Annotated in this window: 21 protein-coding genes; 7 read left to right on the top strand and 14 right to left on the bottom strand. The window is 64.5% G+C overall.

Translation table 11 applies throughout. From position 1 onward, the window contains the following. Nucleotides 1-22: 22 nt before the first annotated feature. From tilS to C1876_RS07210, 4 genes are read right to left on the bottom strand one after another with little or no spacing between them, the layout of a single operon-like run. The gene (tilS, locus tag C1876_RS07225) at nt 23-1,147 is read right to left on the bottom strand and encodes a tRNA lysidine(34) synthetase TilS (RefSeq protein WP_114546048.1); all 1,125 of its coding nucleotides are present in this window, start codon (nt 1,145-1,147) and stop codon (nt 23-25) included. Further along, a complete protein-coding gene (locus C1876_RS07220; protein ID WP_114546047.1) occupies nt 1,147-3,813 on the bottom strand; it encodes a bifunctional diguanylate cyclase/phosphodiesterase in 2,667 nt (888 codons plus the stop codon). The genes tilS and C1876_RS07220 overlap by 1 nt, the downstream gene beginning before the upstream one ends. Beyond that, nucleotides 3,810-5,081 carry a 23S rRNA (uracil(1939)-C(5))-methyltransferase RlmD gene (rlmD, locus tag C1876_RS07215; protein WP_114546046.1) on the bottom strand — a complete coding sequence of 424 codons (1,272 nt, stop codon included), beginning with the start codon at nt 5,079-5,081 and terminating at the stop codon, nt 3,810-3,812. Before rlmD ends, C1876_RS07220 begins: the two co-directional genes overlap by 4 nt. Further along, entirely contained in the window at nt 5,059-5,709 is a 651-nt protein-coding gene (locus C1876_RS07210) for a GntR family transcriptional regulator (RefSeq protein ID WP_114546045.1), read from the bottom strand. The genes rlmD and C1876_RS07210 overlap by 23 nt, the downstream gene beginning before the upstream one ends. Before the next feature lie 376 nt (nt 5,710-6,085). Between C1876_RS07210 and C1876_RS07205 the strand changes: the two genes are divergently transcribed. The 5 genes from C1876_RS07205 to C1876_RS07185 all read left to right on the top strand — a co-directional run bounded on the left by C1876_RS07205 (nt 6,086) and on the right by C1876_RS07185 (nt 10,495). Continuing rightward, entirely contained in the window at nt 6,086-6,862 is a 777-nt protein-coding gene (locus C1876_RS07205) for a dimethylarginine dimethylaminohydrolase family protein (protein WP_114546044.1), read from the top strand. Nucleotides 6,863-7,118: 256 nt separating this feature from the next. Further along, nucleotides 7,119-8,585: a basic amino acid/polyamine antiporter gene (locus C1876_RS07200; RefSeq protein ID WP_114546043.1), complete on the top strand. Its 1,467-nt coding sequence runs from the start codon at nt 7,119-7,121 to the stop codon at nt 8,583-8,585. A gap of 144 nt (nt 8,586-8,729) precedes the next feature. Further along, on the top strand, nt 8,730-9,101 hold the full coding sequence (locus C1876_RS07195) for a phage holin family protein (protein WP_114546042.1): 372 nt from the start codon (nt 8,730-8,732) through the stop codon (nt 9,099-9,101). A 178-nt stretch (nt 9,102-9,279) separates the two neighbouring features. Further along, nucleotides 9,280-9,801, top strand: a complete 522-nt coding sequence (locus tag C1876_RS07190) for a CidA/LrgA family protein (protein ID WP_114546041.1) — start codon at nt 9,280-9,282, stop codon at nt 9,799-9,801. A 4-nt stretch (nt 9,802-9,805) separates the two neighbouring features. Next, complete coding sequence (locus C1876_RS07185) at nt 9,806-10,495, top strand: LrgB family protein (RefSeq protein WP_114546040.1); 690 nt, start codon at nt 9,806-9,808, stop codon at nt 10,493-10,495. A 472-nt stretch (nt 10,496-10,967) separates the two neighbouring features. On the opposite strand, the gene C1876_RS07180 is transcribed toward C1876_RS07185, so the two are convergent. Beyond that, nucleotides 10,968-12,140, bottom strand: coding sequence for an iron-containing alcohol dehydrogenase (locus C1876_RS07180; protein WP_114546039.1), 1,173 nt, complete (start codon nt 12,138-12,140; stop codon nt 10,968-10,970). Between the two features lie 94 nt (nt 12,141-12,234). Between C1876_RS07180 and C1876_RS07175 the strand changes: the two genes are divergently transcribed. After that, nucleotides 12,235-12,747: a hypothetical protein gene (locus tag C1876_RS07175; protein WP_114546038.1), complete on the top strand. Its 513-nt coding sequence runs from the start codon at nt 12,235-12,237 to the stop codon at nt 12,745-12,747. A gap of 46 nt (nt 12,748-12,793) precedes the next feature. Here the strand turns inward: C1876_RS07175 and C1876_RS07170 are convergent, their stop codons facing one another. The 9 genes from C1876_RS07170 to C1876_RS07130 all read right to left on the bottom strand — a co-directional run bounded on the left by C1876_RS07170 (nt 12,794) and on the right by C1876_RS07130 (nt 23,086). Continuing rightward, complete coding sequence (locus C1876_RS07170; RefSeq protein ID WP_244910072.1) at nt 12,794-13,504, bottom strand: TorD/DmsD family molecular chaperone; 711 nt, start codon at nt 13,502-13,504, stop codon at nt 12,794-12,796. Beyond that, nucleotides 13,494-14,192, bottom strand: a complete 699-nt coding sequence (locus C1876_RS07165; RefSeq protein ID WP_148044500.1) for a hypothetical protein — start codon at nt 14,190-14,192, stop codon at nt 13,494-13,496. The genes C1876_RS07170 and C1876_RS07165 overlap by 11 nt, the downstream gene beginning before the upstream one ends. Before the next feature lie 90 nt (nt 14,193-14,282). Continuing rightward, a complete protein-coding gene (locus tag C1876_RS07160; RefSeq protein ID WP_114546036.1) occupies nt 14,283-14,906 on the bottom strand; it encodes a 4Fe-4S dicluster domain-containing protein in 624 nt (207 codons plus the stop codon). Nucleotides 14,907-14,908: 2 nt separating this feature from the next. Beyond that, on the bottom strand, nt 14,909-17,380 hold the full coding sequence (locus C1876_RS07155) for a molybdopterin-containing oxidoreductase family protein (protein ID WP_158544643.1): 2,472 nt from the start codon (nt 17,378-17,380) through the stop codon (nt 14,909-14,911). Nucleotides 17,381-17,582: 202 nt separating this feature from the next. After that, nucleotides 17,583-18,521 carry a slipin family protein gene (locus C1876_RS07150; protein ID WP_114546034.1) on the bottom strand — a complete coding sequence of 313 codons (939 nt, stop codon included), beginning with the start codon at nt 18,519-18,521 and terminating at the stop codon, nt 17,583-17,585. A gap of 13 nt (nt 18,522-18,534) precedes the next feature. Beyond that, nucleotides 18,535-18,897: a GntR family transcriptional regulator gene (locus tag C1876_RS07145; protein WP_227114671.1), complete on the bottom strand. Its 363-nt coding sequence runs from the start codon at nt 18,895-18,897 to the stop codon at nt 18,535-18,537. Nucleotides 18,898-19,031: 134 nt separating this feature from the next. Then, nucleotides 19,032-19,901 carry an NrfD/PsrC family molybdoenzyme membrane anchor subunit gene (gene nrfD, locus C1876_RS07140; protein ID WP_158544642.1) on the bottom strand — a complete coding sequence of 290 codons (870 nt, stop codon included), beginning with the start codon at nt 19,899-19,901 and terminating at the stop codon, nt 19,032-19,034. A gap of 24 nt (nt 19,902-19,925) precedes the next feature. After that, nucleotides 19,926-20,720: a ZIP family metal transporter gene (locus tag C1876_RS07135; protein WP_114546031.1), complete on the bottom strand. Its 795-nt coding sequence runs from the start codon at nt 20,718-20,720 to the stop codon at nt 19,926-19,928. 602 nt (nt 20,721-21,322) lie between these two features. After that, nucleotides 21,323-23,086, bottom strand: coding sequence for an FAD-dependent oxidoreductase (locus C1876_RS07130; RefSeq protein WP_114546030.1), 1,764 nt, complete (start codon nt 23,084-23,086; stop codon nt 21,323-21,325). 217 nt (nt 23,087-23,303) lie between these two features. Here C1876_RS07130 and C1876_RS07125 point away from each other — a divergent pair, with 217 nt between their 5' ends. Continuing rightward, nucleotides 23,304-24,191, top strand: coding sequence for a LysR family transcriptional regulator (locus C1876_RS07125; protein WP_114546029.1), 888 nt, complete (start codon nt 23,304-23,306; stop codon nt 24,189-24,191). The last annotated feature ends 44 nt before the right edge of the window (nt 24,192-24,235 follow it).

Genomic DNA, 24,235 nt, shown 5'->3' with positions numbered 1-24,235 from the left:
AACTCGCGCCGGCGACAACCCGTCAGGCGCGTTTGCGGCGGGCTCGGTAGGCGGGCATGGGCTCGAGGCGCACGCCGTGCTTGTTCGCGCTCACGGCGAGGTCGCCCTGGATGTTGGTCACGTAGCCGCCACGAGGGGCGCCGTCCGCCGTGTCGTAAGCGTCGAGCACGGCCTGCACCGAGGCGGTTTCCACGCGCGCCTCGCGGCCGAGCATGAGTTGCAGCGTGCGCATCACGGAGCGGCGGCGCAACGGCAGCGGCTCCGCGCCGAAGGCGGGGGCCAGCACGCAGCCGGCGTCGAAGTCCGGCGCGCGGCCCGGCACCTGCTCGGTCCAGGTCACGTGGCGCTCCATGAGCTCGTCCACCATGCTTTCCAGCATGTCGTCCTCGTCGGCGATGAGGTTCATCGTGCGGCTCAGCACCTCGAGCAGCTGCGGGTTGCGCTCCTTCGCGCGCGGCACGATCTCGTGGCGCACAAAGGCGCGGAAGCGGTCGGTATGCGCGTTCGTCGCGTCCTCGCGCCACAGGTTGCCCTCGCCGTCGCACGCGACGGCTTCGCCCGCCTGCTCGCGCTGCGACACGTAGGCGCGCAGGTCGTCGCGGCTCACGTCGAGCAGCGGGCGCACCACGGGGCCGTTGCGGTACTTCATCGCGCGGAAGCCGCCCGGGCCGGTGCCCACGATGGAGCGCATGTAGAAGCTCTCCACGCGGTCGTCGGACGTGTGCGCCGTGAGGATGCGGCCGTCCGCCAACGGCGCCGCCGCATGGAGGCACAGGCTTTCAAGCGCCTCGTTCGCCGCCAGGTAGCGCTCGCGGCGGGCGACGGCTTCCACGTTCTCGCCCGTGCGCTGCGCCTCGCCCGCGATGTCGATGTCGCACGAGAACAGCGGGATGCCCAGCAGCTCGGCCAACTGCGCCACGAAGCGCGCATCGTCGTCGGCGTCCTGACCCCGCAGCTGATGGTTGACATGCAGCATGGCCAGCTGCCCGAGCGCACCGCGTTCGCGCAGCTCGTGCGCCAGGTAGGCAAGCGCCGTGGAATCCGAGCCCCCCGACACCATCAGCAGAGCAGGCGTATCCGCCCCGGCCAAAGCGCGCGCGGCAAGCGCTGCCTCCACGCGCGCGACAAGATCGTTCGCGTCCGTCATCACACGCTCCCCTCCAAGAACCTCCGCTCGAATTCGTCTTCGGGCAGCGGGCGACCGAACAGGAAGCCCTGAATGTAGTCGAGCCCCATGCCGCCCACCACTTCGTATTCCTCGTCGGTTTCGACGCCTTCCAGGCACACGCTGATGCCCACCGCGTGGCACAGCTCCACCACGAACCGGATGAACGTCGCGTCGAACGTGCTCGTGCGGATATCGCGGATGAAGGCGCGGTCGATCTTCACGATGTCGGCGGGCGACGTTTTCAACACGCCCAACGACGAGTAGCCCGTGCCGAAATCGTCCATGGCCACCCGCACGCCCTGCATGCGCAGCTCGTCGAACAGCTCGTGCGTCACCTTCGCATCGTCGGCAAACCGGCTTTCCGTCATCTCCACGACGAGGCTTCCCGGCGGCAAACCGGCCTCTTCCAGCGTGTCCACGATAAGCGGGACCAGGCCGTCTTCGTCGAGCTGACGGTACGACAGGTTCACGCTCATGGTGAAGTTCGGCACCACCTTGCGCCATTTCTTGCAGGTATCCACGGCGCGCCGCAGCACCCACGCGCCCATCGGCACGATGAGGCCGCTCTCTTCGAGCAGCGGGATGAACTCGAGCGGCGGCAGATCGCCGTACTCGTCGCAGCGCCATCGCGCGAGCGCCTCGGCGCCCACCACGCGTCCCGTAGCCGCCTCCACCTGCGGCTGATAGCACAGGCTGAAGCCCTTGAAGTTGTTCTCGACGCTGTCGCGCAGCAGCTCCATGAGCTCGAGCTCGCGCGTGCGCTCGGACAGGATGGGCTGCGAGAAGTTCACGCAGCGCTTTTTGCCGTGCCCCTTGGCGTGCTCCAACGCGTAGTTCGCGTACTTCACGAGGCTCTCATAGGTTTGCGCGTCGCCGGGATACTGCGCGATGCCACCCGACAACGTGCAGTAGAATTTGCGGCCCTTGTGGTCGTGTTGACGCTGGAACATTCCGCCCAACTGGGCATACGCCCCGCGCAGCACGTCGATGTCGTCGTTCACGAGCACGGCGAATTCGTCGCCGTCCAAGCGGTACACGCGCGCGTCTTCGGGCAGCGAGCTCTGAATGCGCTGCGCGACGAAGCGGATGACCTCGTCGCCGAACGCGCGGTCGTAGCGGTCGTTGATGTGGCGCAGGTCGTCGATGCCCAGCATCATGAGGCTGATGGCCCCATCGGGCTCCGTCTCGATGCGGCGACGCACGTCGTCTTCGAACTCGAACTTGTTGAACAGGCCCGTGAGCGGGTCCACCTTGCTCTTCTTCCCCAGGTTCGCGATGAACCCGGCGAACAGCAACGGCTTGCCCTTCGCATCGAGGATGAGTCGGCCGCGACAGCGCAGGCGCACCCACTCGCCCTTGCGGTTGATGGCGCGGTACTCGGCCCAATGGCGCGTCGTGCGCGCATCGGTGATTTCCTGGTTCGACTCGAGGAACGCCTGGCGGTCGTCGGGATGCACCTTTGCGCCCCACACGGCGGCGGCGTTCTCAATGACCTCGCCCGGCAGGTCGAACTCCTCCACCATCGCGCGCGGGTAATGGAACACGCCCGTCTTCATGTTGCATACATAAAGGTAGTCGTCCGTGCTCTCCACGAGGGCATCGTAGAGCCGGTCTTCGTCGTAGGTGAACGTATCCGGATCGACGGACACGCCGGCGCCGGACTCCTCGGCGCAGATGAGCGCGTTGATGTTGCGGTCGATATGGTAGCGGCGCTTCTCCTCGTACATGCGCTGATCGGCCTGCGCCAGCACCTCGTACAGCTCGAGCGGGGCATCGGGGTCCACCTCCGCGATGCCGTAGCAAAAGCCCATGTCGTACACCGGATCGGTGCGATGCGGCAGGGAGGCGAGCGCGGCACGGGCGCGTTCCATCTTCAGGCGCGCGGACACCGCATCGCCCAAAAACACGCAGACGAACTCGTCGCCGCTCAGGCGAAAGCCGTAATCGTTCGGGCCGAACTCGCGGCGCACGGCGTTCGCAGCCGAGCGGATGAGGTAGTCGCCTTCGGCATGCCCGCAGAGATCGTTCACCTCTTTGAGGCGGTTGATGTCGTAAAGCGCAACGGACACGTCCTCGCCTTCGACCGCCGCGCGGCCCAACGTGATGGCCAGGCGTTCCTTGCCCGCCCGGCGCGACAGCATGCCCGTCAGCTCGTCGGTGTTCGCCGACACGAGCGCCGTGATGTCCACGGACTGCTGCAGATGCACGCGCGAGCCGTCAATCCAGGTCACCAGGCTGTCGTAGTTGCGATACGTGCGACCGGTGACGGGGCTCTCCTCGTCCCATTCCACCAGCGGCGCTTCTTCGCCGCAGCTCAGCAGCTCGCCCACCGGGCAAAACGCGCAGCGTTCCGTCAGGCCGCGCTGTAGCACCTGCCAGCACACCTTGCCTTCGGGGTCTTCCACGCCGTAGTCGTGCTTCATGAACCCGTTCATATACAGAATGCGATCCGTAGCGGGATCGGTCACGTAAATGCTCGTGCGCATGCCTTCCAGCACGCTGTCGAACACGAAGCTGTGCAGGTCGGCCATGCCGCCATGATGGTCATCGGCGGCCGTCGGCGCATCGTGCCGAAGCAGAGGCGCGGCTTTTTCCGAGGGCTTGTCGTCGGAAGCGGAGGCCTGCTCCTGGTCGTGCTCGCTCATCGTACGCTCCTTTCAGGGGCGTCCTCCACGCGCTCCATCAGCGCGATTGTCTCAATATGATCCGTATGGGGGAACATGTCCACCGGTTGCACCGCGCGCACTGCGAAGCCGTGCGTGCGCAGGTAGCCCACGTCGCGCACCTGCGTCTCGGGATTGCAGGAGATGTAGACGATGCGTCGAGGCGCAAGCGTCACGGCGGCGGCGAGGAATTCCTCGCTCGCGCCCGCGCGCGGCGGGTCCATGAGCAGCACGTCGACGGGCTGCCCCTCGGCGGCGCGCTCGCGCATGAAAGCGCCCGCATCGCCCACCACGAACCGAGCGTTCTCCACGCCGTTGTGCTTGGCGTTCTCGCGCGCGTCGCGCACGGCCGACGCCACGGTGTCCACGCCAATCACCTGCGCGGCGCCGCGCTTCGCAGCCACGAGACCGATGGTACCCGTGCCGCAATACGCATCGATGGCCGTCTCGGTGCCCGTGAATCCCGCCAATTCGATGGCGCGCTCGTACAGCACCTCGGTTTGCACGGCGTTCACCTGGTAAAACGATTGCGACGAGATGCGGAAGCTCAAACCGCACAGCTTGTCCAGGATAAAGCCCGGCCCGTACAGCGTCTGCTCGCGGTTACCCAGGATGACGTTCGTTTGGCGCTCGTTCACGTTCTGCACGACGGACGTGATGCGGGGGCAGCGGCGCGCGAGCTCGCGGCAAAACGCCTTCGAGCCGGGGAACTCGCGGCCGTTCGTCACGAGCGTCACGAGAATCTCGCCGCTTGTGTGGCCCACGCGCACGACGGCATGGCGCATGAAGCCCGTGCCGGTGTCCTCGCGGTACGGCTCGATGCCGAAGCGCGGCATGAGCCCGCGAACAGCGCGGATGATGCGCTTCGCCTCCTCGTTTTCAATGAGGCAGCCATCAGTGGGCACGATGCGGTGCGAGCCCGCCGCGTACATGCCGCACAGAATCTCGTGGCGCGGCTTCTGCCCGCGCTTGCCGCCCTTCGCGCCGCCGGCGTCTTGCAGCTTGCGCCCAGGCGCGTACGGCGACACCACCTTGTTGCGGTAGTGGAACGGGTCGTCCATACCGATGATGGGGCGCAGCACCGACGCGTCAACGACATGGGAGAAGAGCTGCGCCACCTGCTTGTCCTTGCGTGCGAGTTGCGTTTCGTATGGAACGCTGATGTGCTGGCACGCCCCGCACGCGCGCTCGACGGGGCAGGCGGGCGCCGACGCGGGACGCGCGCCGCTACCAGACGAGGAACTTGGCATTGTCGATGCTCCAATGGACGTCGCGAATAAACCGTTGCAGCTCGTCGCCGTCGCGCTGCTCGAAAAGCCTGACGATTTCGGCGTGCTCCTCGTTGGCCATGCGCAGCAGGCCGTCAAGCTCGTCTTCCATCACGTTGGCGTATTCGCGCTTCATGAAGTAGCGGTTCATCTGATGAATGAGACTGATCAGGCGCGAGTTTCCGCACTTGCTCACGTAGCAATCGTGGAAATCGTGCTGAAGGTCGTCGTACTTCTTGTAGAGGCCCTTGTCGATGGCAAGCTGCATGGAACCGTGCAGAAACTGAAGCTGCGCGATGTCGTCGTCGGTCATCTCGTCGACGGCGAGCAGCGCGGCGCGGCCGTCGAGCGGTCCGATGATCTCCACGATTTCGCGGGCGCTGTCCTCGGTGACGCGCTTGACGTAGAAGCCCTTGCGCGGCACGTTTTCCAGGTAGCCGTCGGCGGCAAGCTGAATGAGGGCCTCGCGCACCGGCGTGCGGCTCACGCCGAGGGCGTCGCATATCTGCTGCTCGCTGATTTTATGGTCGTCGGCGAGGGTTCCGCCGTCGATGAGATCGACGATGTGGTTGTACACATGGTCCTTGAGCGATCGGTACTCGTTCGTCATATCTTCCGCCTGTCGTACGGCTACGGTGTATACCAATATACCACATGCGGGGGAAGCGATTGGTGGAGTGAAAGTGGCGAGCGGGGGGGCAGCCACCTTGCGATTGCGGGGATACCGACGGAACGCATATGCCAGCGCGAGAGCAAGCGGAGGACTTGCGTTGCGCCCGCGTATTGTTGTGCGAACCACACGTAATTCCGCGGGCGCAATGAGGTGAGGCGAACGTGCAAGAAAGGGGGCAGGGGGGACAGGCTCTTCTCTCTCTTTTCAACAAGTCGAAAAAACTTTCCCCATCCTCTTGATTGTATACAATATACAGAATACAATGTGCGGCATAGGAACGAACGGAAATAATCGCTCACGAAAGGATTCCGTTATGACCAAGTTCTCCAACGTCATCGTCCGCCGTCCGGCCAAGTCCATGGTTGAGGGCATCACCTCTGCCCCCGAGCTGGGTCAGCCCGACTACGAGCTGGCGCTCAAGCAGCACGACGACTACATCGCAGCCCTCAAGGAGTGCGGCGTTGAAGTGACCGTCCTGCCGGCCCTCGAGCAGTTCCCCGACTCCTGCTTCGTGGAGGACCCCGCGGTCATCACCCGCAAGGGCGCCATTATCACGAACCCGGGCGCCGACAGCCGCAACGGCGAGAAGGACGAGATCGAGCCGGCCGTGCGCAAATTCTTCGACGACGAGCATGTGAAGCACATCGAGAATCCGGGCACGCTCGACGGCGGCGACGTCATGATGGTGGGCGATCATTTCTACGTCGGCCGCTCCGCCCGCACGAACGAAGAGGGCATCCGCCAGTTCTTCGAGATCCTCGAAGGCTGGGGCCTCGAGGGCTCCGAGGTGCCGCTCGAGTACGTGCTGCACCTGAAGACGGGCGTGAACTACCTGGAAGACGGCAATATGCTGGTGTCCGGCGAATTCGTGACGAAGCCCGACTTCGAGCAGTACAACCGCATCGAGATTCCCGAGGACGAGGCCTACGCCGCCAACTGCATCTGGGTCAACGGCACCGTCATCGTGCCCGAGGGCTACCCCACCGTGCTCAAGGCCGTGCAGGACGCCGGCTACGAGACGATCACCGTCGACACGTCCGAGTATCGCAAGCTCGATGGCGGTCTGAGCTGCCTCTCGCTTCGCTTCTAACCTGACGGCTGTTTGTGGCGGCCGCCTAGCCGTTCAGAACCCGGGGGCCTTCGCACACGGCCCACAAGGCCGCTTAGCTCAAGCCCCCGGAACCTTCACGGCTATCCGACTCGCCACAAACAGCCTGTCTCTCACTCTATTCTATCGCCGCATACGGCGCGCTGCGGCTCTTGCCCGGCGCGCCTTCCTTTTTCTGACGCACGCACCTTTGCGCCTGGCGTCAGCATTCCCTGCTACCCCCTTGAAAGGAGGGGCCATGTCTCGTGCTGCCTTGAAGTCTTCCGACAAAGGCCTGATCATCGACCCGAACGGCCTCGACCTGTTCCGTCTCACCATGATGGTGATCACGGCTAGCATCTGCGGAGGCATTTTCGCCCTTGCCGGCGACATGGCCGCCGGCGGAGCGAGCACCGGCGCCGTGCTCATCAGCTGGGCCATCTGCTTCGTGGGCGTGTTCTCGCTCATGATGTGCTTCAACGGGCTGTCGCAGGCCCGCCCCGACCTCACCGGCGGCATCTACGCGTACGCCGCGGCCGGCTTCGGCGACTACGTCGGGTTCAACTCGGCCTGGGGCTACTGGGTATCGGCATGCCTGTCGAACGTGTCGTTCGCCATCCTGCTGTTCTCGGCGCTCGGATACTTCTTCCACCCGTTCGAAAGCGGCAACAACCTCCTGTCGTGCCTGTGCGCCTCGGCGTTTCTGTGGCTGCTCGTGTGGCTCGTGGCGCGCGGCGTGAAGGAAGCCGCCGGCATCAACGTCATCGTAACCATCGCGAAGCTCGTGCCGCTTGCGCTGTTCGTGCTCTCCATCGCGCTGCTGGGCAAGTTCGATCCCGCCATCTTCATGGAGAACTTCTGGGGTGAAGCGGGCGGACCCGACCTTGGCACGCAGATCATCTCCACCATGATCGCGCTCGTGTGGGTGTTCACCGGCATCGAAGGCGCCGTGGTCATCTCGGGGCGCGCGAAGTACGCCCGCGACGTCGGCCGCGCCACGGTGATCGGCTTCATCTCGGTGTTCGTGCTGTACCTCATCATCTCGCTTGAGAGCATGGGCGTCATGCCGCGCGCGCAGATGGCCGAGCTTGCCACGCCGTCGATGGCCGGCATCCTCGAGCACGCCATCGGTCCCGTCGGTGCGGGCATCGTGAACCTGGGCGTGGTGTTGTCGCTGCTCGGCGCCATGCTGGGGTACGTGATCATCGCGGCGGAGACGCCGTTCGAGGCGGCGCGTCAGGGCGTGTTCCCGAAGTCGTTCGCCAAAACGAACAAGAACGGCGCGCCCATCGTGACCGTGCTCATCTCGGCCGGCATCACGCAGCTGTTCCTCATCGTGTCGGTGTTCTCGGAATCCACGTACCAGTTCTTCTACGCATGCGCCGTGTCCACCATCCTCATCCCCTACGTGTGCTCGGCGGCGTACTACATGAAAATCGCCTGGAAGAAGGAGCATCTGACCCCTGATCAGGTGAAGAAGGCACGCGTGTTCGGCACGGTGGGCTTCGTGTACACGGTGTTCCTCGTGTGGGCAGCGGGATTCGTGGGCATCATGATCACCACCATTCTGTTCGCGCCCGGCATCATCGTGTACGCCATCGGGCAGCATGAACGGGGCGAGGCGATGCTGCCGAACCGCGCGGACAAGGTCATCGCAGCGGTCATCGTCGTGCTCATGGTGGTGTCGATTGCGCTCATGGCCACCGGAACCATTCAGGTGCTGTAGCGTCGGCGCCCGGTCATACGCGGGGACCCGTGCGCACGGGTCCCCGCACGGCGCTAGTTGACGGCTCTATGACCGAAGACCTTGGCGTATGCGCGGGAGTGGTATAGTCCGGTGCATATATCGCACAACGTCAAGGAGCATGTCATGAACTTTATCATTCGCTGGCTCGTGACGGCCGTCGCCGTGGGCGTGGCCGTGTGGATCGTGCCGGGCATCGAGCTTCTGGGCGGCACGGACGCGTGGGTGGGCATCGCCATCTTCGGCCTCATCCTGTCGCTGATCAACATCAGCATCAAACCTATCATGCAGCTGCTCAGCCTTCCCATCAGCGTGATCACGCTGGGCATCTTCTACCTCGTGGTGAACACGCTCATGCTCTACATCGCGGCGTGGCTTGCGAACGGGATTTTCCAGGTGGGGCTCATCATCGACTCGTTCGGCAGCGCGTTTGTGGCTTCCATCGTTATCAGCATCGTCTCGGCGCTGGTCAACGCCCTGGTGGGCAACAAAGACTAGCACGCGTCCATCGCGCACGACCTCTGCGGCACCGCCGGAATCCGGCGGTGCCGCTTGCGTGAATTCTGGTAACAAAGCGCGGCGAATCGCTTGCGCAGCCGTACAATGGGCCCGGCAAAAAACGGGCGGGGCATCGCGCATCGGCGCGCCTCCGCATACTTGTGAGGATTCTTTTACCATGGAACAGCAGACCGACGCCGCTTCGGGCGTCTCCGGGTGCGCCGTCGCACCCTCCACCCATCGCGCCTCGTGGCGCTCGAAAGCAGTGCGGGGAGGAAAGCGGGGCGCCCGGCTCATCGCGCAGCTGGCCGTGGTGGTTGCCGTGTACGCGGCGGGATGCGCGCTCGCCTCGGTGCTGCCCGTCCATCTGCCGGGAAACATCGTGGGCATGGTGCTGCTGCTCGTGCTGCTGGGCACGGGCCTCGTGAAAGCGCGGCACGTGGGCGACGCGTGCGACTGCCTGCTGGACAACATGTCGCTGTTCTTCATTCCCGCCGGCGTGGCCATCATGGGGTGCTTCTCGCTGCTCGAGGGCAATGCGGCGAAGTTCGCGCTCGTGTGCGTGGTGACGACGGTGCTCGTGTTTCTGGCCACCTCGTACACCGTCATGCTCGTGTCGCGGCTGATGGCGCGCCGCGGCTCCTCCGCGGGCGCCTCCGCCGCGGGCGCAACGGCAACGGCAACGGACGAGGAGGCGTAGTCGCATGGCGCAGATTGTTCTCACGCTGCTGCTGGGCACGGTGGCGTCGTTCGCGGTGTTCAAGCTGTCGGTGCTGCTGTACGAGCGCGTGAAGTCGCCGCTGCTCAACCCCCTGCTGGTCACCGTCGCCTGCATCATCGGGCTGCTCGTGGCACTGCATATCCCGCTGGAATCGTACGAGCAGAGCGTGCAGCTCATCTCGTTCCTGCTGGGGCCGGCAACCGTGGCGCTGGCGTACTCGGTGTACCGGCAGCGTCAGACGCTCAAAGACCACTTCGTCCCCATCTTCGCCGGCTGCCTCGTAGGATCGCTCGTGTCGATGACCAGCGCGTATGCGCTATGCAAGCTGCTGGGCCTCGATGATGCGCTGGCGCTGTCGTTCATCCCGAAGTCGGTGACCACGCCCATCGCCATCGCCGTATCGCAACAGCTGGGCGGTATCACGTCCATCACCGTGGCGGCCGTCATCGTCACCGGCATTCTGGGCGCCATCACCGCCCCGCTCATGGCGCGCCTGTTCCGCGTACGCGACGGCATTGCCAAAGGCGTGGCTATCGGCACGTGCAGCCATGCCGTGGGCACGACGAAGGCGCTCGAGATGGGCGAGCTCGAGGGCGCCATGAGCGGCGTATCGATAGCCGTGTCCGGCCTGCTGACCACCGCCATCGTCATCGCAGCAAGCTGCTTTATGTAGGTGGGCTGGAATTGCGCTAGATTCTGCCGACACGTACGCAGAAAGCACGCTAGATACGCGCGAGACCGACGATCGATGCACGTTCGAAACGCGTAGGCCCCGAGAAAGAACGAGAGGAATCCGCGCTGGACGCACGCCATCGATGTGCTGGATGGCGTCGTTATCATAGAAGGTACGAACCGTAGAGGCGGCACGGCACCACACCCCTTTTCACCCGATGTTCCCGAGTGAGGGACCTCAAAGGAGGGAGGTGGAAGCCATGACCGTTTTGGCCTTGATAGCGGCTATCCTTGAGTTTGTATCCAGTTTGCTGGAGTTTTTGACCGTAATACTGGAGCGGCTCCCGATCCGCGAGGACAAGGAGCCGTAACAAAAAGCGCCAAACCGCCGAAGCGATTCGAGAGCCGTGGGGAGTAACCAGCTCCCTGCGGCTCGCCTCTATTATACGAATGCGCGAGGCGAAAGCAAGCCGCTACAGCGCGAGGCGGTAGATTTCCCGGGCGTCGTCCATGGTGAGCTTTTTGAAGCTGCCGAAGGGTTCGCCCTTATTCTCCTTGAGCGTGGGGATGAGCTTCTCGATGTCATCCTCTTCCACGTCGAGCTCGGCGAGCGTCGTGGGCATGCCGAGCGAGGCGAAGAACGCGCGCGTCTCGTCGATGGCCGACAGCGCGTCGGCATCGACGTCGCCGGTGGGAGCGAGGCCGAACACCTCGCGGCCGTAGTGGGCGAAGCGGCCCGGGTTCTCGGAATAGACGAACTCCATCCAGGCCGGGAACAGAGCGGCGAGGCCCGCGCCGTGCGTGATCTCGGGGTAGAGCGCGGACACTTCGTGCTCAAGACCGTGCGTGGCCCAGTCTTCGTGACGACCGACGCCGGCGAGGCCCTGATGGCACAGCATGCCGGCCCACATGACGTTCGCGCGGGCGTCGTAGTTATCCGGGTCCACCATGACGCGCGGCGCTTCGGCGCGCACGGTCTTCATGAGCGACAGGCACAGGTTGTCCGTTACGGGCACGGCGCCCACGTCGTCGAAGAAGCGCTCGAGCAGGTGGCAGAACATGTCGGTGAGACCGGCAGCCGTTTGGAACGGCGGCAGGGTGAACGTGAGCTCGGGATTCATGAACGCGAGCTTCGGACGCTGCGCGTTGTTCGGGTAGCCCGACTTCAGCTGCAACTCGTCGTTCGACACGACGGTGTTCTTCGACGCCTCGCTGCCGGCGGCCGGGATGGTGAGCACCACGGCAATGGGCAGCACGTCGTTGGTCTGCTGCTTCGTCTCGAAGAAGTCCCACACATCGCCGTCGTAGTGCGCGCCCACGGCGATGGCCTTCGCCGAGTCGATGACCGAGCCGCCGCCCACGGCAAGCACCCAGTCGATGTCGTGCTCCTTGCACAGCGCCACGCCCTCGCGCACGAGCGCGATCTCGGGGTTCGGGCGCACGCCGCCCAGCTCCACGTGCTCGATGCCCTGCGCGTCGAGCGATGCCTTCACGCGATCGATGAGACCGCTCTTGACCGCGCTCTGCCCGCCGAAGTGCAGCAGCGCCTTGCGCGCGCCGCGTTCGGCCAGTTTCGTGCCCACTTGCTCCTCCGCGCCTTTGCCAAACACGAAGTGAGTTGGCGACACGAACTCGAAGTTCTCCATGAGCGATCCTTTCCACGATGCGATCACGTTTTGTCGTTTCGTTTGCAATGTACCGTATACTACTACCAGCGATTGCCTCAGGAAAGGATACCTCATGCTGAACCCCGACGAACGGATGGTTCGCGGTCTGAGTATTGCCGTTATCGTGCTGTCAGCGGTGGCGTTGGCGGGATGCCTGCTGCTGTTCTTCGTGTTGGGGGTGGGCGGCGCGATGCTGGCCGACCCGAATGCGTCGTTCATCGTCGCCCACAACGATCCGGAATTCATGGAAGCGCTGACGTATCACGGCGATACGGAAGCCGCCCTCGTGGTCACCATGCTGGGACTCGGGCTTGCCGCCCTCGGGGTGGCGTGGCTGGCCATCGGCCACATCGTGGTGCTGGTGGCCGGCATCATCGGCCTGCGCAGCTGCACGCGCCCGCAGACGCGCACCACGGCGTTCGGCTGGAGCATCGCCGGTGCCATCCTCTCGCTGCTGTGCGGCAACCTCATCACGATGGGCCTGCTCATCGGCTCGGCCGTGTACCTCAACAAGCTGCGCGCCCCGCAGCAGCCCATGCCGCCCTACCAGCCGCCCATGCCGCCTGCACAGCCGATGCAGCCCTAGCAACCATCGGGCGCGCCGACGCTCTCGCCGGCGCGCCCCAACGTTCCTAGACGAGCGCGCCCAAGAACGCGGCCGCATCGCGGTAGAAGGGCACGCGCGCCTCGGTCCGCACGGCTTCGACGAACCCGGGCATCCACGCTGCCACATGCTCGGCGACGAACGCCTCGTACGCCGCTTCGGGCGAGCCGCCCGGCAGGTCGGTTGCCGCAGGCAGCGGCGAATCCTCGTCCAACGCCGGATTGAGCGCACGGAGCGAGAGGTGCTCCAAGAGTTCGCACTCCGTGGCAACGTGATCGAGCGGCTCGTTCGTGCCCGCAGGCCGATCAAGACCGCACGACTTCATGAAGCGCTCCACCGCCATCGCGTGCGGGTTCACGTAGAGCAGCGGCTGCACGCCCTCGGCTTCCGCACGCCACACGCCCTCGTACGGGCTGACCGCCGGCAGCGGCGAACCCACGAACAGGCGCGTCGCCTCCACGCGCAGCGTGGTGAGGCGCGTCGCGGCATCGTCGCCTTCGATTCCCTCATCGCCGAACCCTTCCGGCAGCTCAACCTCGAGCGCCGCCGCAATCTCGCGCGCGGCCGCCGCCCACTCCCCCGCGTCAACGGCCTCAACCAGCTCGGCCGTGGGGTAGCGGAAGCTGAACGCAGCCAGCTCCCACGCCGCCGCGCGCGCCTCGTTCGCCTCGGCCATCTCGGCCGTTCCGGCCATCTCGGCCGTATCTTCGCCGCCGCCTATCGGCATGTCAGCACCCATCTTCCATCCCCTTTCTCATCGCGCCGCGGTCCATCACCAGCTTCCGCACGCGCGCTCCTGCATACGTTGCATAGACTACCACGTAAAACGCGAGCGTTATCGTAGGCTCCGGCGAACCCGCGCGCACGGGCACCAGCATGTACCCCAGCATGTGGAAGAAGATGAGGCCGAAGAACACGTACGCCAGCCACTGCACCCGCTTCCACGAGTTCGCCTGCATGGCCTGCTTGACCGCCCGCAGCGACGTGATGGCCAACACCGCCAGCAGCACGATGATCACCGCGGCAATGCCGAGCGACGCCAACACGCTGGGCTTGAGCGACCCGAGCGAACCCGCCATGCCCGCGTAGCTGGCCACGTACGGCACCACGTGGGCCGTCATCAGGATGGTGGCGATGATGGACAGCTCGCCGCGAATAGGCTGCAGCGCCTTGCGCACCGCCGACCCGTCGCGAAACACGCCCACGAACATCACCACAACGAGAAACGCGAACCCCAGATGCCCCTTCTGAATTGCGTACGCGAGCGCACGCAGCGCCCCACTTGCGGCGGGGCTGTACGTGAAGTACACGCCGACGCATGCCACCGCAGCCGCCGCCACGTACCATACCGACGGATGCGCCTTGATGGGCTTGCGAAACAGGGCGACGAACGCCGCCGCCAACGCCAACGTTACCACTTGACTCACGAGTACCACCTCCTCACGTCGCGCACACCATCGCGACGGCGCCTTGCCCGGGAGGGAGGGAAATCGGGCAAGGCGCCGCGCGTTCGAGGGTTAGCGCAGCAAATAGACGTTCGGACCGGTACCGGCTTCGGACAGCATCTGCTCGGCATTCGCCTGGGCGGCCAGCTTGGCCACGTCCGAATTCGGGTCGTCGAGGTCGCCGAAGAACCGCGCGCGACCAGGACACACTTCCACGCAGAACGGCACGTCGCCGTCCTTCACGCGGTGGTAGCAGAACGTGCACTTCTCGGCCGTGCCGGCCACGTGCTGCGGGGCGGCCGCCGCGCCGAAGCCGAAGTCGGCGTACTGCACCGGATCGCCCTCCTGCAGCTTGCGCACGTCGTAGGGGCATGCTTCCAGGCACAGGCCGCAGCCGATGCACTTGTCGGCCTCCTGCAGCACGATGCCCGTTTCCGTATCCTTGTACGTCGCCCCGGCCGGGCACACCGCCACGCACGCCGGGTCGTCGCAATGCTGGCAAGCCAGCGTGTACGAATGCATGCTCATCTCGCCGCCGTACGTGCCCGCCGGCGAATCGGGGTTCTCGCCGCCCTCGTTGACCACCTTGTTCCACCACATATCCTTGGGCAGGTTGTTCTCAACCTTGCACCCCACGACGCACGTGTTGCACGCAACGCAACGGTTGACGTCGATAACCATTCCATACTGCGTCATCGTTATTCAGCTCCCTTCCAGGCGCGAATGCCCACCAAGCAGTCCATGAAGCTCTGGTTCACCAACACGGCATCGGTCTCGCGCGACAGCGGCTCGGACCACCCGCCCGCCACATGCTGATCGGACTGCCAGCTCTTCGGATACACGAGGGTACCCGGACGGATGGCCTCGTTGAGCACGAGCTTCGCCACCGCGTGGCCGTGGTCGTTATAGCACTCCACCAGCGTGCCGTCGGCCAGACCGGCCTCGGCGGCGTCCGCCGGGTTCATCTTCACCGTGGGCTCGGGATCGAGTTCGCGCAGGATGCGGTTGTACGCCCACTGCCCGTGCACGCGGAAGCGCGGGCGCTCGGACATGAGCACGAACGGGTACTGCTCGTGCAGCGGGTTCGTCGGCCACGCCTCGCGCGGCTCGAACCAGATGGGAAGGTGCTCGCGCGACAGGTCGGGCGTTTTCCCGGAGACCACGCCGTACGCCGTCGGCTTCTCCACGTAGAACTCCGCGCGCCCGGACGGGGTGGCGAACTTGAGGTCCTGCCACTGCATGAAGTGGTCGCCCCAGGCGTGGATGGCGTTCTTCTCGCACAGGGCGTCGTACGTGATGCCCTGCTTCTCGGCCAGCTCGCTGTCGAAGTATTCGCGCAGGAACGCCTCGTTGCTCTCGGGGAACAGATCGTCCGGCAGCTCGAGCGCGGCAGCCAGCTTGCGCATGATGTCGAGGTCGCACAGCGCCTCGCCCAAAGGCTCGATGGCCTTCTCGGAGTGGATGATGTGGAACGTGTTTCCGCTGGTGATGGCGTCTTCGTACTCGAACCAGTGCGCGCAGGGCAGCACGTAGTCGGAGTAGCGCGCCGTGTCGGTCATCATGTAGTCCACGGTGACCACCAGCTCGAATTTGGCGAAGATGTCGTCGCGCAGCGTGTTCGTGTCGCACCACGTGCATAGCGGGTTGCCGGAGTACACCCACAGCGCCTTCGGCTTGATGTCCTCGCCGAGGTACTGACCGCTCTCGAAGACTTCGGGCATGTTCATGTACGCAATGGTGGGCGACGTCGCCGGCTGCTCGGGCGTCGTGGCGGCCTTGTTGCCGCCGGCCCACGACATCCACACGGCGGAGCTGTAGTTCGCGCCCGGCTTGCCCAGCTGACCTGCGAGTGCGGCCATCGTGGCACCGGCCACGTGCGGAGCGAGGCCGTTGTCGTAGGCCTGCGTGCCCCACCCCACGCGATGGGTGACGGGGCCGTCGCACGCGAGGTGCGCCAACTCCACGATGACGTCTTCCGGCACGTCGCACATCTGCGACGCCTGCGCCGGCGCGTACTTCATGATCTCATCTTTCAACAGGGAGAACGCCGTGTGAACCGGCGTGCCCTCAACGTCGAACGCACCTTCGAGGGCCGGAGCCGCCACGGTTGAAAGCTCGGCTGCCGCACCCGCCGCCTCGTCCCACACCGCGTACGGGTCAACCACGGTCGGCTTGCCCGTCGTGGGATCGACGGGGCCTTCGGTGGGCTCGACGCCCAGATCGCTCATGCGCAGGAACAGGCCGTCGGCGTCCTTCACGAGGAAGGGGGCCACCGTGTGCTCCTTCACGAAGTCCCAGTCCACGAGGTCTTCGTCAAGCATGACGTACATCATGGACATGATGAGCTGCAGGTCGGCGCCGGGACGGATGGGCACCCACTTGTGCGACTTGGCGGCCATCTGCGTGTAAATGGGATCGATGCAGATGACGTTCGTGCCCGCCTCGATGGCATCGGCGACGAAGTGCCAGTCCTGGATTTGCGCGTCGGTGAGGTTGTTGCACCACAGGAACAGGTTCTTCGCGTTCACGTAGTCACGCTGATCGTTGCCCGGCCACGGCGCGCCGCCGTACCCGAACACGCGCATGATGCCGTACATGTTGCCGGCATCGAGCGGGCCGCTCATCGTGCAGGCGTTGATGGTGCCGAACAGCTTGCCCGGCGTGCCGCTCGTGGCGTGGTACACGCTTGAACCGGACGTCTTGAAGATGGACGAATCGCCGAAATCCTTGCGATAGCCCTTGATCTTCGTAGCGATGTCGTTGATCGCGTCGTCCCAGCTCACGCGCTCCCACTTGTCGCTTCCGCGCTCGCCCGTCTGCTTCATGGGATAGAGCACGCGATCGGGATGGTAGATGTTCTCGTTGCTGACCAGGCCGCGCAGGCAGATGCGGTTGAACTCCTTGTTCGGGAAGTCGGCCGGAGCCGTCTTCACCAGCTTGCCGTCGCGCACCGTCGCCGTCATCATGCACGTGTTGAAGCAGTTCGGGCGGCAGCATACGTTGTAGTGCTCTTCGTTGACCTGCTGCGTTGCAGCATCGGAACCGTCTTCAGCCTGCTTGCTGGGAGCGCAGCCAAGCGCAGTGCCCGCCCACAGCCCTCCTGCCACCACCGCGGTCGACTTCAGGAAGCTTCGCCGCGTGAGACCTGATGGTTCATTCGTCCAAGACATTTCTCCCCCTTCGAACTTCAGGACGCGCACGCACGGGAACACCGGACGCGCACGCACTTCAAGGAAACCCTCTTGCCCGTACAGGATTGGCCAACCCCTACTTTTCATATGAAAATACTTTTCATATGAAAAGTCAAGAGCCGGAACCGGGGAGAGCTATCTTGTTTGAGGATGGATGGGAAGGAGGAAGCCCCCTCCTGCCCTACTTTCCCGCGTCCTCCGCAACCTTGTCGGCGAAGCCTTCGTTCCAGGAGCTCGGCACCACCACGGTGCCCTTCCCCTCCTTGACGCCTTCGTACAGCAGGTACATTTTCCGCAACTCAAGGGCAGTATTGTCATCGTAGGTGTGCGCGTAGCCCTCGATCATCGCCGAGATTTCAGACTCGGCCTCCATGAGGATCAGGCGCGCTTTCTTCTTCTGCTCGGCCTGCGCTTCAAGCGACATGACCTCCTGCAACTCTTCAGGCAGCAGGATGTTACGCACCTCCACCGACAGCACCGTGATGCCCCACGCCGACACCTTCTCCTCAAGCAGGCGCTTGAGTTCGCGATCGAGCTGATCGCGGCGCGCCGTCACCTCGGCGGCGGTCGCCCGGCCGATGGCATCGCGCAGGATGGTCTGCGCGGACAGCAGCAGCTGATGCGCGTAGTCGTCCACGGCCACGCACGCCTTCTCGGCATCGTGCACCATCCAGAACACCACGGCGTCCACGTCGAGCGGCACGAGGTCGTTCGACAGCGTCTCTTCCGCGCCGAACGCCGTCGTGCGGATGCGCACGTCGATGCGCATGGTGCTGTACTCCACAAACGGCATGGTCAGGAAGAAGCCGGGGCCCTTCACGCACTTGAACTTGCCCAGCCGCATGACCACCATGCGCTCCCACTGCTGCGCGATGTGCACCGACGACGCCACCACGATGGAGGCGAACGCGGCCGTTGCCACAGCGAAGAACCCGATGCGGCCTGCCACCAGGAAAAACACCAGGCACACCGCCAGGAACACGGCCGCGATGATGATGCCCTGCAAGAAGTACACGCCGTTGCGCGAAGCGCGCTGCATGGGGTCGCCGTCGCCCTGCGGCGCCACCGTCACGCGTCGCAGCTTCTCGCTTTCCCTGCGTTCGTTTCGCTTGCTCCCCATGCTGCTCCCCTTTTCACTCGTGCGTCAGATACGCACCGGTTTCCTGCTCCAGCTTGCGCACGCGCGTGCGCATGGCGGCTTCCACGTCGCGATGCGACAACCCCAAATCGGTGAGGGCCGCGATGCATTCGTCAAGCGCCTGCTCGATGGCGTCGGACTGTTCCTTGCTCTCCCCCGCGTCGAACCCGTTGACGAACGCGCCCACGCCGCGCTTCGACGTGATGTAGCCGTCGTTCGCCAAGCTCGTGTACACCTTGCTCACCGTGTTGTAGTTGATCGAAAGGTCGGTAGCCATCTCGTGAATGGTGGGCAGCTGATCGCCCGGCCGATAGTGTCCGGAGTTGATCAGGTACACCAAGCGATTGCGAAGTTGCACCCACAAGGGGATGCCGCTTTCCTCGTTTTTCTCGAAGGGAAACACGCGTGCTTGTCCTCATTCCTCGTTTGCAGCTCGAACGGCGTACCGATATCTCCCCGATTATAGCAACGATAGCCCGCGGCGCCGGTAATTCACGCCGCCGTCACGACGCACCAGCGCAGCACGAACCCGCCAACCAGCACCAACACGGCCGGCAGCAGGGGGTTCACCCGCGCCGCAGGCACGGCGCATTCCGCCACGTACAGCACGAACGGCACCGCGAGGCCGGCTGCCACGAGGCCCGCCCAAAACACCACGGCAAGCTCGCCGCCGATCAACCGCGCCGCTGACTCAGGTGCAACCTGGCAGCTCACCAGCACGAACGCCGTCAACACGAGCGCTTCCACCGCGATGATCACCGCATCGGCAAGCGCCAGGCGGCGCATCGACACCGCGAAGCTCTCCCACACCCGCGTGACGATGGCGAACAGCACCACGGCTGCCGTGCCGCACGAGAGCGACGAGGCCAGAAACAGCGCAATGATGAGCGGCGTCGAGAAGAACGGCACGCTCCAGAACGTCATGAGCAGCAGCGCCGTGTACGTCATGACGGCGAGCGCCAGCACCACCTGCACCGTCGCGATCAGACGCAAGGTCGTGCGCCGTATCTTGAACACGCCCAGCCAGGCAAGCCCCGAGACCACCGCGCACAGGATGGTGGCCGCCAACACGTAGGCGCCCACCGACACCACGGTGAACGTGGGCGACACCAGCAGCACGAGCACTTCGTCGGGGCGTCGCATGTCGGCCAACAGGCAAAACGCTCCCACCGCGCACACGGCGGCCGCCAAAAGAAAGCCGAAGCCGAACAACCTCCTGCACGGGATGCTCGCCAGAGCCCGCGTGCCGAACGTGCGGCTCTTCGAGCGCAGCAGAACGATGCTCAGCACGCTGAGCACCGCGCACGCCCCCGCACCCATGCCCCCCAAGAACAGGTATGCGACGATCAGGTTGTTGAACATGTCCCCCTCCGTCATGGACGCGCGCTACCCCAACGCCACGTCCAAAATCATCATCACCAAAAAGCCCGCCATCACGCCGAGCGTGCCGGCATTCGAATGCTCGCCGAGGTGCGCTTCGGGGATGAGCTCTTCCACCACCACGTACATCATAGCGCCTGCCGAGAACGCCAGCATCCACGGCATGTACGGCGAGATGAGTCCCGCGAACAGCACCACGAGGATGCCGAACACCGGCTCGGCCAAACCCGACAGCGTGCCAAGCGCGAACGCCTTCGGCGCGCTCATGCCCTCCTGCAGCATGGGCAGCGCCACCGCCGCACCCTCGGGCACGTTCTGAATGCCGATGCCGATGGCCAGCGCCACCGCCATGCCGAACATACCGGGATCGCCGCCGTTTTGCGCCGCCATGGCGAACAGCAAGCCTACGCTCATGCCCTCGGGGATGTTGTGCAGCGTGACCGCCGTGAACAGCAGCGTCGGCCGGTCCCACTTGCTCGGCAGCCCTTCGGCCTTGCTTTCGCCGGGGTGCATATGCGGCAGCAGCTGATGGAGCACCATGAGGAACACCACGCCGATGGCGAAGCCGCCCGCAGCCGGAATCCATCCGATTTGACCCGCTTCCTCGGCGCGCTCGATGGCCGGAATGAGCAGCGACCACACCGACGCCGCAATCATCACGCCTGCGGCAAATCCCAAAAACACCTGCTGGAACGTCATGCTGTTGCGCTTGCGGAACAAAAACACCGACGCGGCGCCCAGCGTGGTCATGAGGAAGGTGAAGCCGGTTCCGCCGGCGGCCCATAACAAAGCAGTTTGCATACCTGCTCCTATCGTATTCGTTCATCGGCGCGTCGCGCGGCATCGGAGAAACCGAAGGCATCGCGCGGGGCCGCATCCTTGTATCGGCTCACAGTGTACGCCAATAATCGATGATGCACGCGATGCTTTTTCCCAGCGTTACCTTGAGGCTGCGGGCGCACGGGGGCCAATCTTCGCTCCGAAAACACGCCTCAGCACATGTGGCGTGTTTTCGGAGCGAAGATTGCCGCAGGCGCACCCCCTCCCGAAACGCAATGCGGCCGGGGTAGCAACCCCGGCCGCATCGAAAGGAATACCGACAGTACCGCTTGGCTTGTAAGCCTACTAGCCCATCGCTTGCGCGATGTTCGTAGCAATACCTCACGAGACTGTTACTTGGCGAAGATAGTCTTATTCGTTCGTATTGCGATTTTTCAATCAACTGTCGGACATCGCAGATTGTACGCTCTTTTACCCTGCTTGCGAACCCCCGGCAGGGTTTTTGTGCAGGTGAACAACCAAATCGTTGCTTTTCGTAGCCGTGCCGTCAACCCTCTGTTGAGCGCTTGGCACGGGCGCAGACGGCCAGGGTGGGAGGGGCCGTCTGCGCGCCGATACCCGCGCTACGCGAACTTCCCAGCGGCCAAATCGCGGCCGAGGAGGTAGCCGAACGTGAGGCAATTGATGCCGTAGCTGTTGCCGGGAATCGCAAAGTTGTACGTGTTCGCGTACATGTCGCCCACCATGGCGCCCACGTTGAACAGACCGGGGATGGGCTCGTCGTTCTCGTCGCACACCTGCATATCCTTGCTCGTGCGCAGGCCACCCATCACCGTCATGAACATGGCGTAGTTCTGCGCCGCGTAGAAGGGGCCGGCTTCGTCGATTTTCACGAGGAAGTCGGGGTTCTTGTAGAAATCCTCGTCCACGCCCTTGTCGCACAGCTCGTTGTAACGCTTCACCACGGCCTTGAGCTTCTCCGCGTCGAGCCCCAGCTGCTTCGCCAGGTCGTCGAGGGTGTCAGCCTTGTAGTACGCCTTCGTCTCCACCCCGGCGTCCCACAGGGCAACCAACTCGTCGGTGGTGAGCGGCGGCAGGGTGTAGTCCATGCCGAACGTGTACCACTCGTGGCCCGCCTCAAGGATGGCGGCCGGGTAGTTCGCGGTCCAGATACCGAAGGCGATGTTGCCGGGCTGCGACAGCAGGTGGTTCGAGCTGTACGGCGCCGAGATGTCTTCGCGCTGATAGCGCTCGGTGTTCATGTTCACGTTGAGGCCCATGTGGAAGCCGCACGGCTCATGGCTGCCGCCCCACGCGCCCTGCATCATGGGGGCGTTCGGGTACGCGCGCTGCCACGCCGCCCCAGCCCACAGGCCCATTTTCTGACCGTCGCCGCCGTAGATGCCGGTGAGATTGAAGCTGGTGTTGTAGTCGATCTCGTTCTGCTCGTAGCCCACGAGTGGCAGCACCATGGGGCAGTACGCCGCCAGCATCTCCTTGTCGTTGGAGAAGTCGCCGGTGGCCAGCACCACCGCCTGCTTCGCCACGAACTTCACGTAGCCGCTGCCGTCCATCTTCGACGCCACCACGCCGCTCACGCGACCCTTGCCGTCATCCTCGCGCAGAAGCTGCTCAGCCTTCGTGTCGTAGATGATCTCGACGCCGTATTCCTTCGCCTTCGCCTCGAGCGCCTCCACGGCGCCCTGCTGGCCGGTGGACACCATGGCGCTATTGCCCTCGGTGGAGAACGCATGCGCGTAGTTCGGTCCCAGGTCGAACGTGTTGTCGCGCTCCATGATCACCTGCAGGCCGCTCGCCTGGGCAATGTCGATCATCCAGTTCATGGCCTCTTCGGACTCGTTGTAGCCGCGCATCCACTTCTGCTGATCGATGGCGAACGAGGCCGCACGCATCTCGTGGTAGTAGAACGGCACCGGGTCGAACGGCTCGATGCCCAGCTCCTCCATCACCTTCGAGTTCTTCGCGTAGTTCGAGCCGCCGCGTGAGATGGGCGCACTCGCCGCGGAGAACAGCGTGACCTTCGCGCCCTGTTCAGCAGCGGAAACCGCCGTGGTGAAGCCGGACATGCCGCCGCCCACCACAATGATGTCGTTCTCGATGGTTTCGGTGATCTGATCGTCGGCGATGGGCTCGGGCGGAATCATGAACGACCACTTCGGCATGCCGTCGGTGAGCTTGAGCACCGCATCGGACGAGTTGACCACGCCGTCAGCCGACGACGCCGCGCCCGCGTTGCCCGCCGCGGCGTCGGTGGAGCCGCTTGCCGCCGGCGTGCATCCCACGAACCCGGCGGCAGCAGCACCGGCTGCGCCGACCGCGCCGAACTTCAGAAAATCGCGACGTGAAAATCCCTGGTTCTTTCCCATGGTGCATCCCTCCTGTCGAAGCGCTTGCCCCTTGCAAGCACCTCTATGGTAGATGCGCGCACCACCTGCGGAAAAGCAGTTTCCGGTTGCCCGACCGCAACCGTTTTCTGCTTGCGTCGCGCCCGCAGGGAAGCATCGCCTTGCTCGGAGGCAGTACAATGGCAGGTGTATGCGCTATGCTGGTCGTAGGCAGGAAACGGCTTCTGGGGAGGGGACCGTGGATATTCGTCAATTGGATTACTTCATCGCCGTCGCGCAGCGGGGGAACTTCACCAAAGCGGCCGACGAGCTGTTCCTTTCACGCCAGGCGCTGAGCAAAGCCGTCCGCAATCTCGAGCACGAGCTGGGCCATCCCCTGCTCATCAACCGCGACAACCACCTGGAGCTCACCGACGAAGGGCGCGCCCTGCGCGACGATGCGCTACCCGTGGTTGACGCGTTCAAGCAGCTGGAGCAACGCTACCTCGGCACCCTCGACGCGCCGCCATTGCGACAGACATTATCGGTTGCCATGGCGCACGGCACGGCCCTGTCCATGCCGCCTCGGGCTATCGACACGTTTCGCGCGGAGCATCCCGACATCGTGCTGTCGGTGGAAGAGGTCACCACCGAAACCGCCATCGACATGGTGCGCGCCGGCGAATCGGACATCAGCCTCGTGGGGTCGGCGCCGCAGTACCTGGCCGAGTTCGATCTCATGCTCGTGGTGGAAACGGGCGTGTTTCTGTACGTCCCCGTGGAGAATCCCCTGGCCGCACAGGCTGCACTCGCGCTGAGCGACCTGGAGGGGCAGCCGTTCATGACGTTCGGCAAGCGCAACCACCTGCACCGCTACTTCATGGAGGCGTGCGACGCTGCGGGCGTCCATCCCAACATCGTCATGACCACGTCGGACAGCGAGCTGCTCGTGCGCAGCGCCGTGCAGCAGCAGGCGCTGTTCTTCGGCTTCCCGCCCAACGTGCTGAACGACCCCAAGGAGGGTCGCGTGCTCATGCGCCTCGACCTGCAGCGCGAGAGCGCCTTCGGCACCTACGCCATCAGGCGCAAAGCCACCGCCCCCTCCACCTCCGCCCGCGCCTTCTGGGAGCATCTGGGACGGGTGTAAGGTTATGGAAAGCGCCCCCGGAATGGGGGCGCTTTGGGTCGTGC

The sequence above is a fragment of the Eggerthella sinensis genome (genome assembly GCF_003339815.1).
Classification (GTDB): Bacteria; Actinomycetota; Coriobacteriia; order Coriobacteriales; family Eggerthellaceae; genus Eggerthella; species Eggerthella sinensis.
The sequence above is the reverse complement of the archived record's forward strand: the minus strand, read 5'-3'. Positions and strand labels throughout refer to the sequence as shown.

Excerpts from the sequence above, each read along its gene's own strand:
- tilS (WP_114546048.1), bottom strand. The coding sequence starts at position 1,147 with ATGACGGACGCGAACGATCTTGTCGCGCGCGTGGAGGCAGCGCTTGCC.
- C1876_RS07220 (WP_114546047.1), bottom strand. The coding sequence starts at position 3,813 with ATGAGCGAGCACGACCAGGAGCAGGCCTCCGCTTCCGACGACAAGCCC.
- rlmD (WP_114546046.1), bottom strand. The coding sequence starts at position 5,081 with ATGCCAAGTTCCTCGTCTGGTAGCGGCGCGCGTCCCGCGTCGGCGCCC.
- C1876_RS07210 (WP_114546045.1), bottom strand. The coding sequence starts at position 5,709 with ATGACGAACGAGTACCGATCGCTCAAGGACCATGTGTACAACCACATC.
- C1876_RS07205 (WP_114546044.1), top strand. The coding sequence starts at position 6,086 with ATGACCAAGTTCTCCAACGTCATCGTCCGCCGTCCGGCCAAGTCCATG.
- C1876_RS07200 (WP_114546043.1), top strand. The coding sequence starts at position 7,119 with ATGTCTCGTGCTGCCTTGAAGTCTTCCGACAAAGGCCTGATCATCGAC.
- C1876_RS07195 (WP_114546042.1), top strand. The coding sequence starts at position 8,730 with ATGAACTTTATCATTCGCTGGCTCGTGACGGCCGTCGCCGTGGGCGTG.
- C1876_RS07190 (WP_114546041.1), top strand. The coding sequence starts at position 9,280 with ATGGAACAGCAGACCGACGCCGCTTCGGGCGTCTCCGGGTGCGCCGTC.
- C1876_RS07185 (WP_114546040.1), top strand. The coding sequence starts at position 9,806 with ATGGCGCAGATTGTTCTCACGCTGCTGCTGGGCACGGTGGCGTCGTTC.
- C1876_RS07180 (WP_114546039.1), bottom strand. The coding sequence starts at position 12,140 with ATGGAGAACTTCGAGTTCGTGTCGCCAACTCACTTCGTGTTTGGCAAA.
- C1876_RS07175 (WP_114546038.1), top strand. The coding sequence starts at position 12,235 with ATGCTGAACCCCGACGAACGGATGGTTCGCGGTCTGAGTATTGCCGTT.
- C1876_RS07170 (WP_244910072.1), bottom strand. The coding sequence starts at position 13,504 with ATGGGTGCTGACATGCCGATAGGCGGCGGCGAAGATACGGCCGAGATG.
- C1876_RS07160 (WP_114546036.1), bottom strand. The coding sequence starts at position 14,906 with ATGACGCAGTATGGAATGGTTATCGACGTCAACCGTTGCGTTGCGTGC.
- C1876_RS07155 (WP_158544643.1), bottom strand. The coding sequence starts at position 17,380 with ATGTCTTGGACGAATGAACCATCAGGTCTCACGCGGCGAAGCTTCCTG.
- C1876_RS07150 (WP_114546034.1), bottom strand. The coding sequence starts at position 18,521 with ATGGGGAGCAAGCGAAACGAACGCAGGGAAAGCGAGAAGCTGCGACGC.
- nrfD (WP_158544642.1), bottom strand. The coding sequence starts at position 19,901 with ATGTTCAACAACCTGATCGTCGCATACCTGTTCTTGGGGGGCATGGGT.
- C1876_RS07135 (WP_114546031.1), bottom strand. The coding sequence starts at position 20,720 with ATGCAAACTGCTTTGTTATGGGCCGCCGGCGGAACCGGCTTCACCTTC.
- C1876_RS07130 (WP_114546030.1), bottom strand. The coding sequence starts at position 23,086 with ATGGGAAAGAACCAGGGATTTTCACGTCGCGATTTTCTGAAGTTCGGC.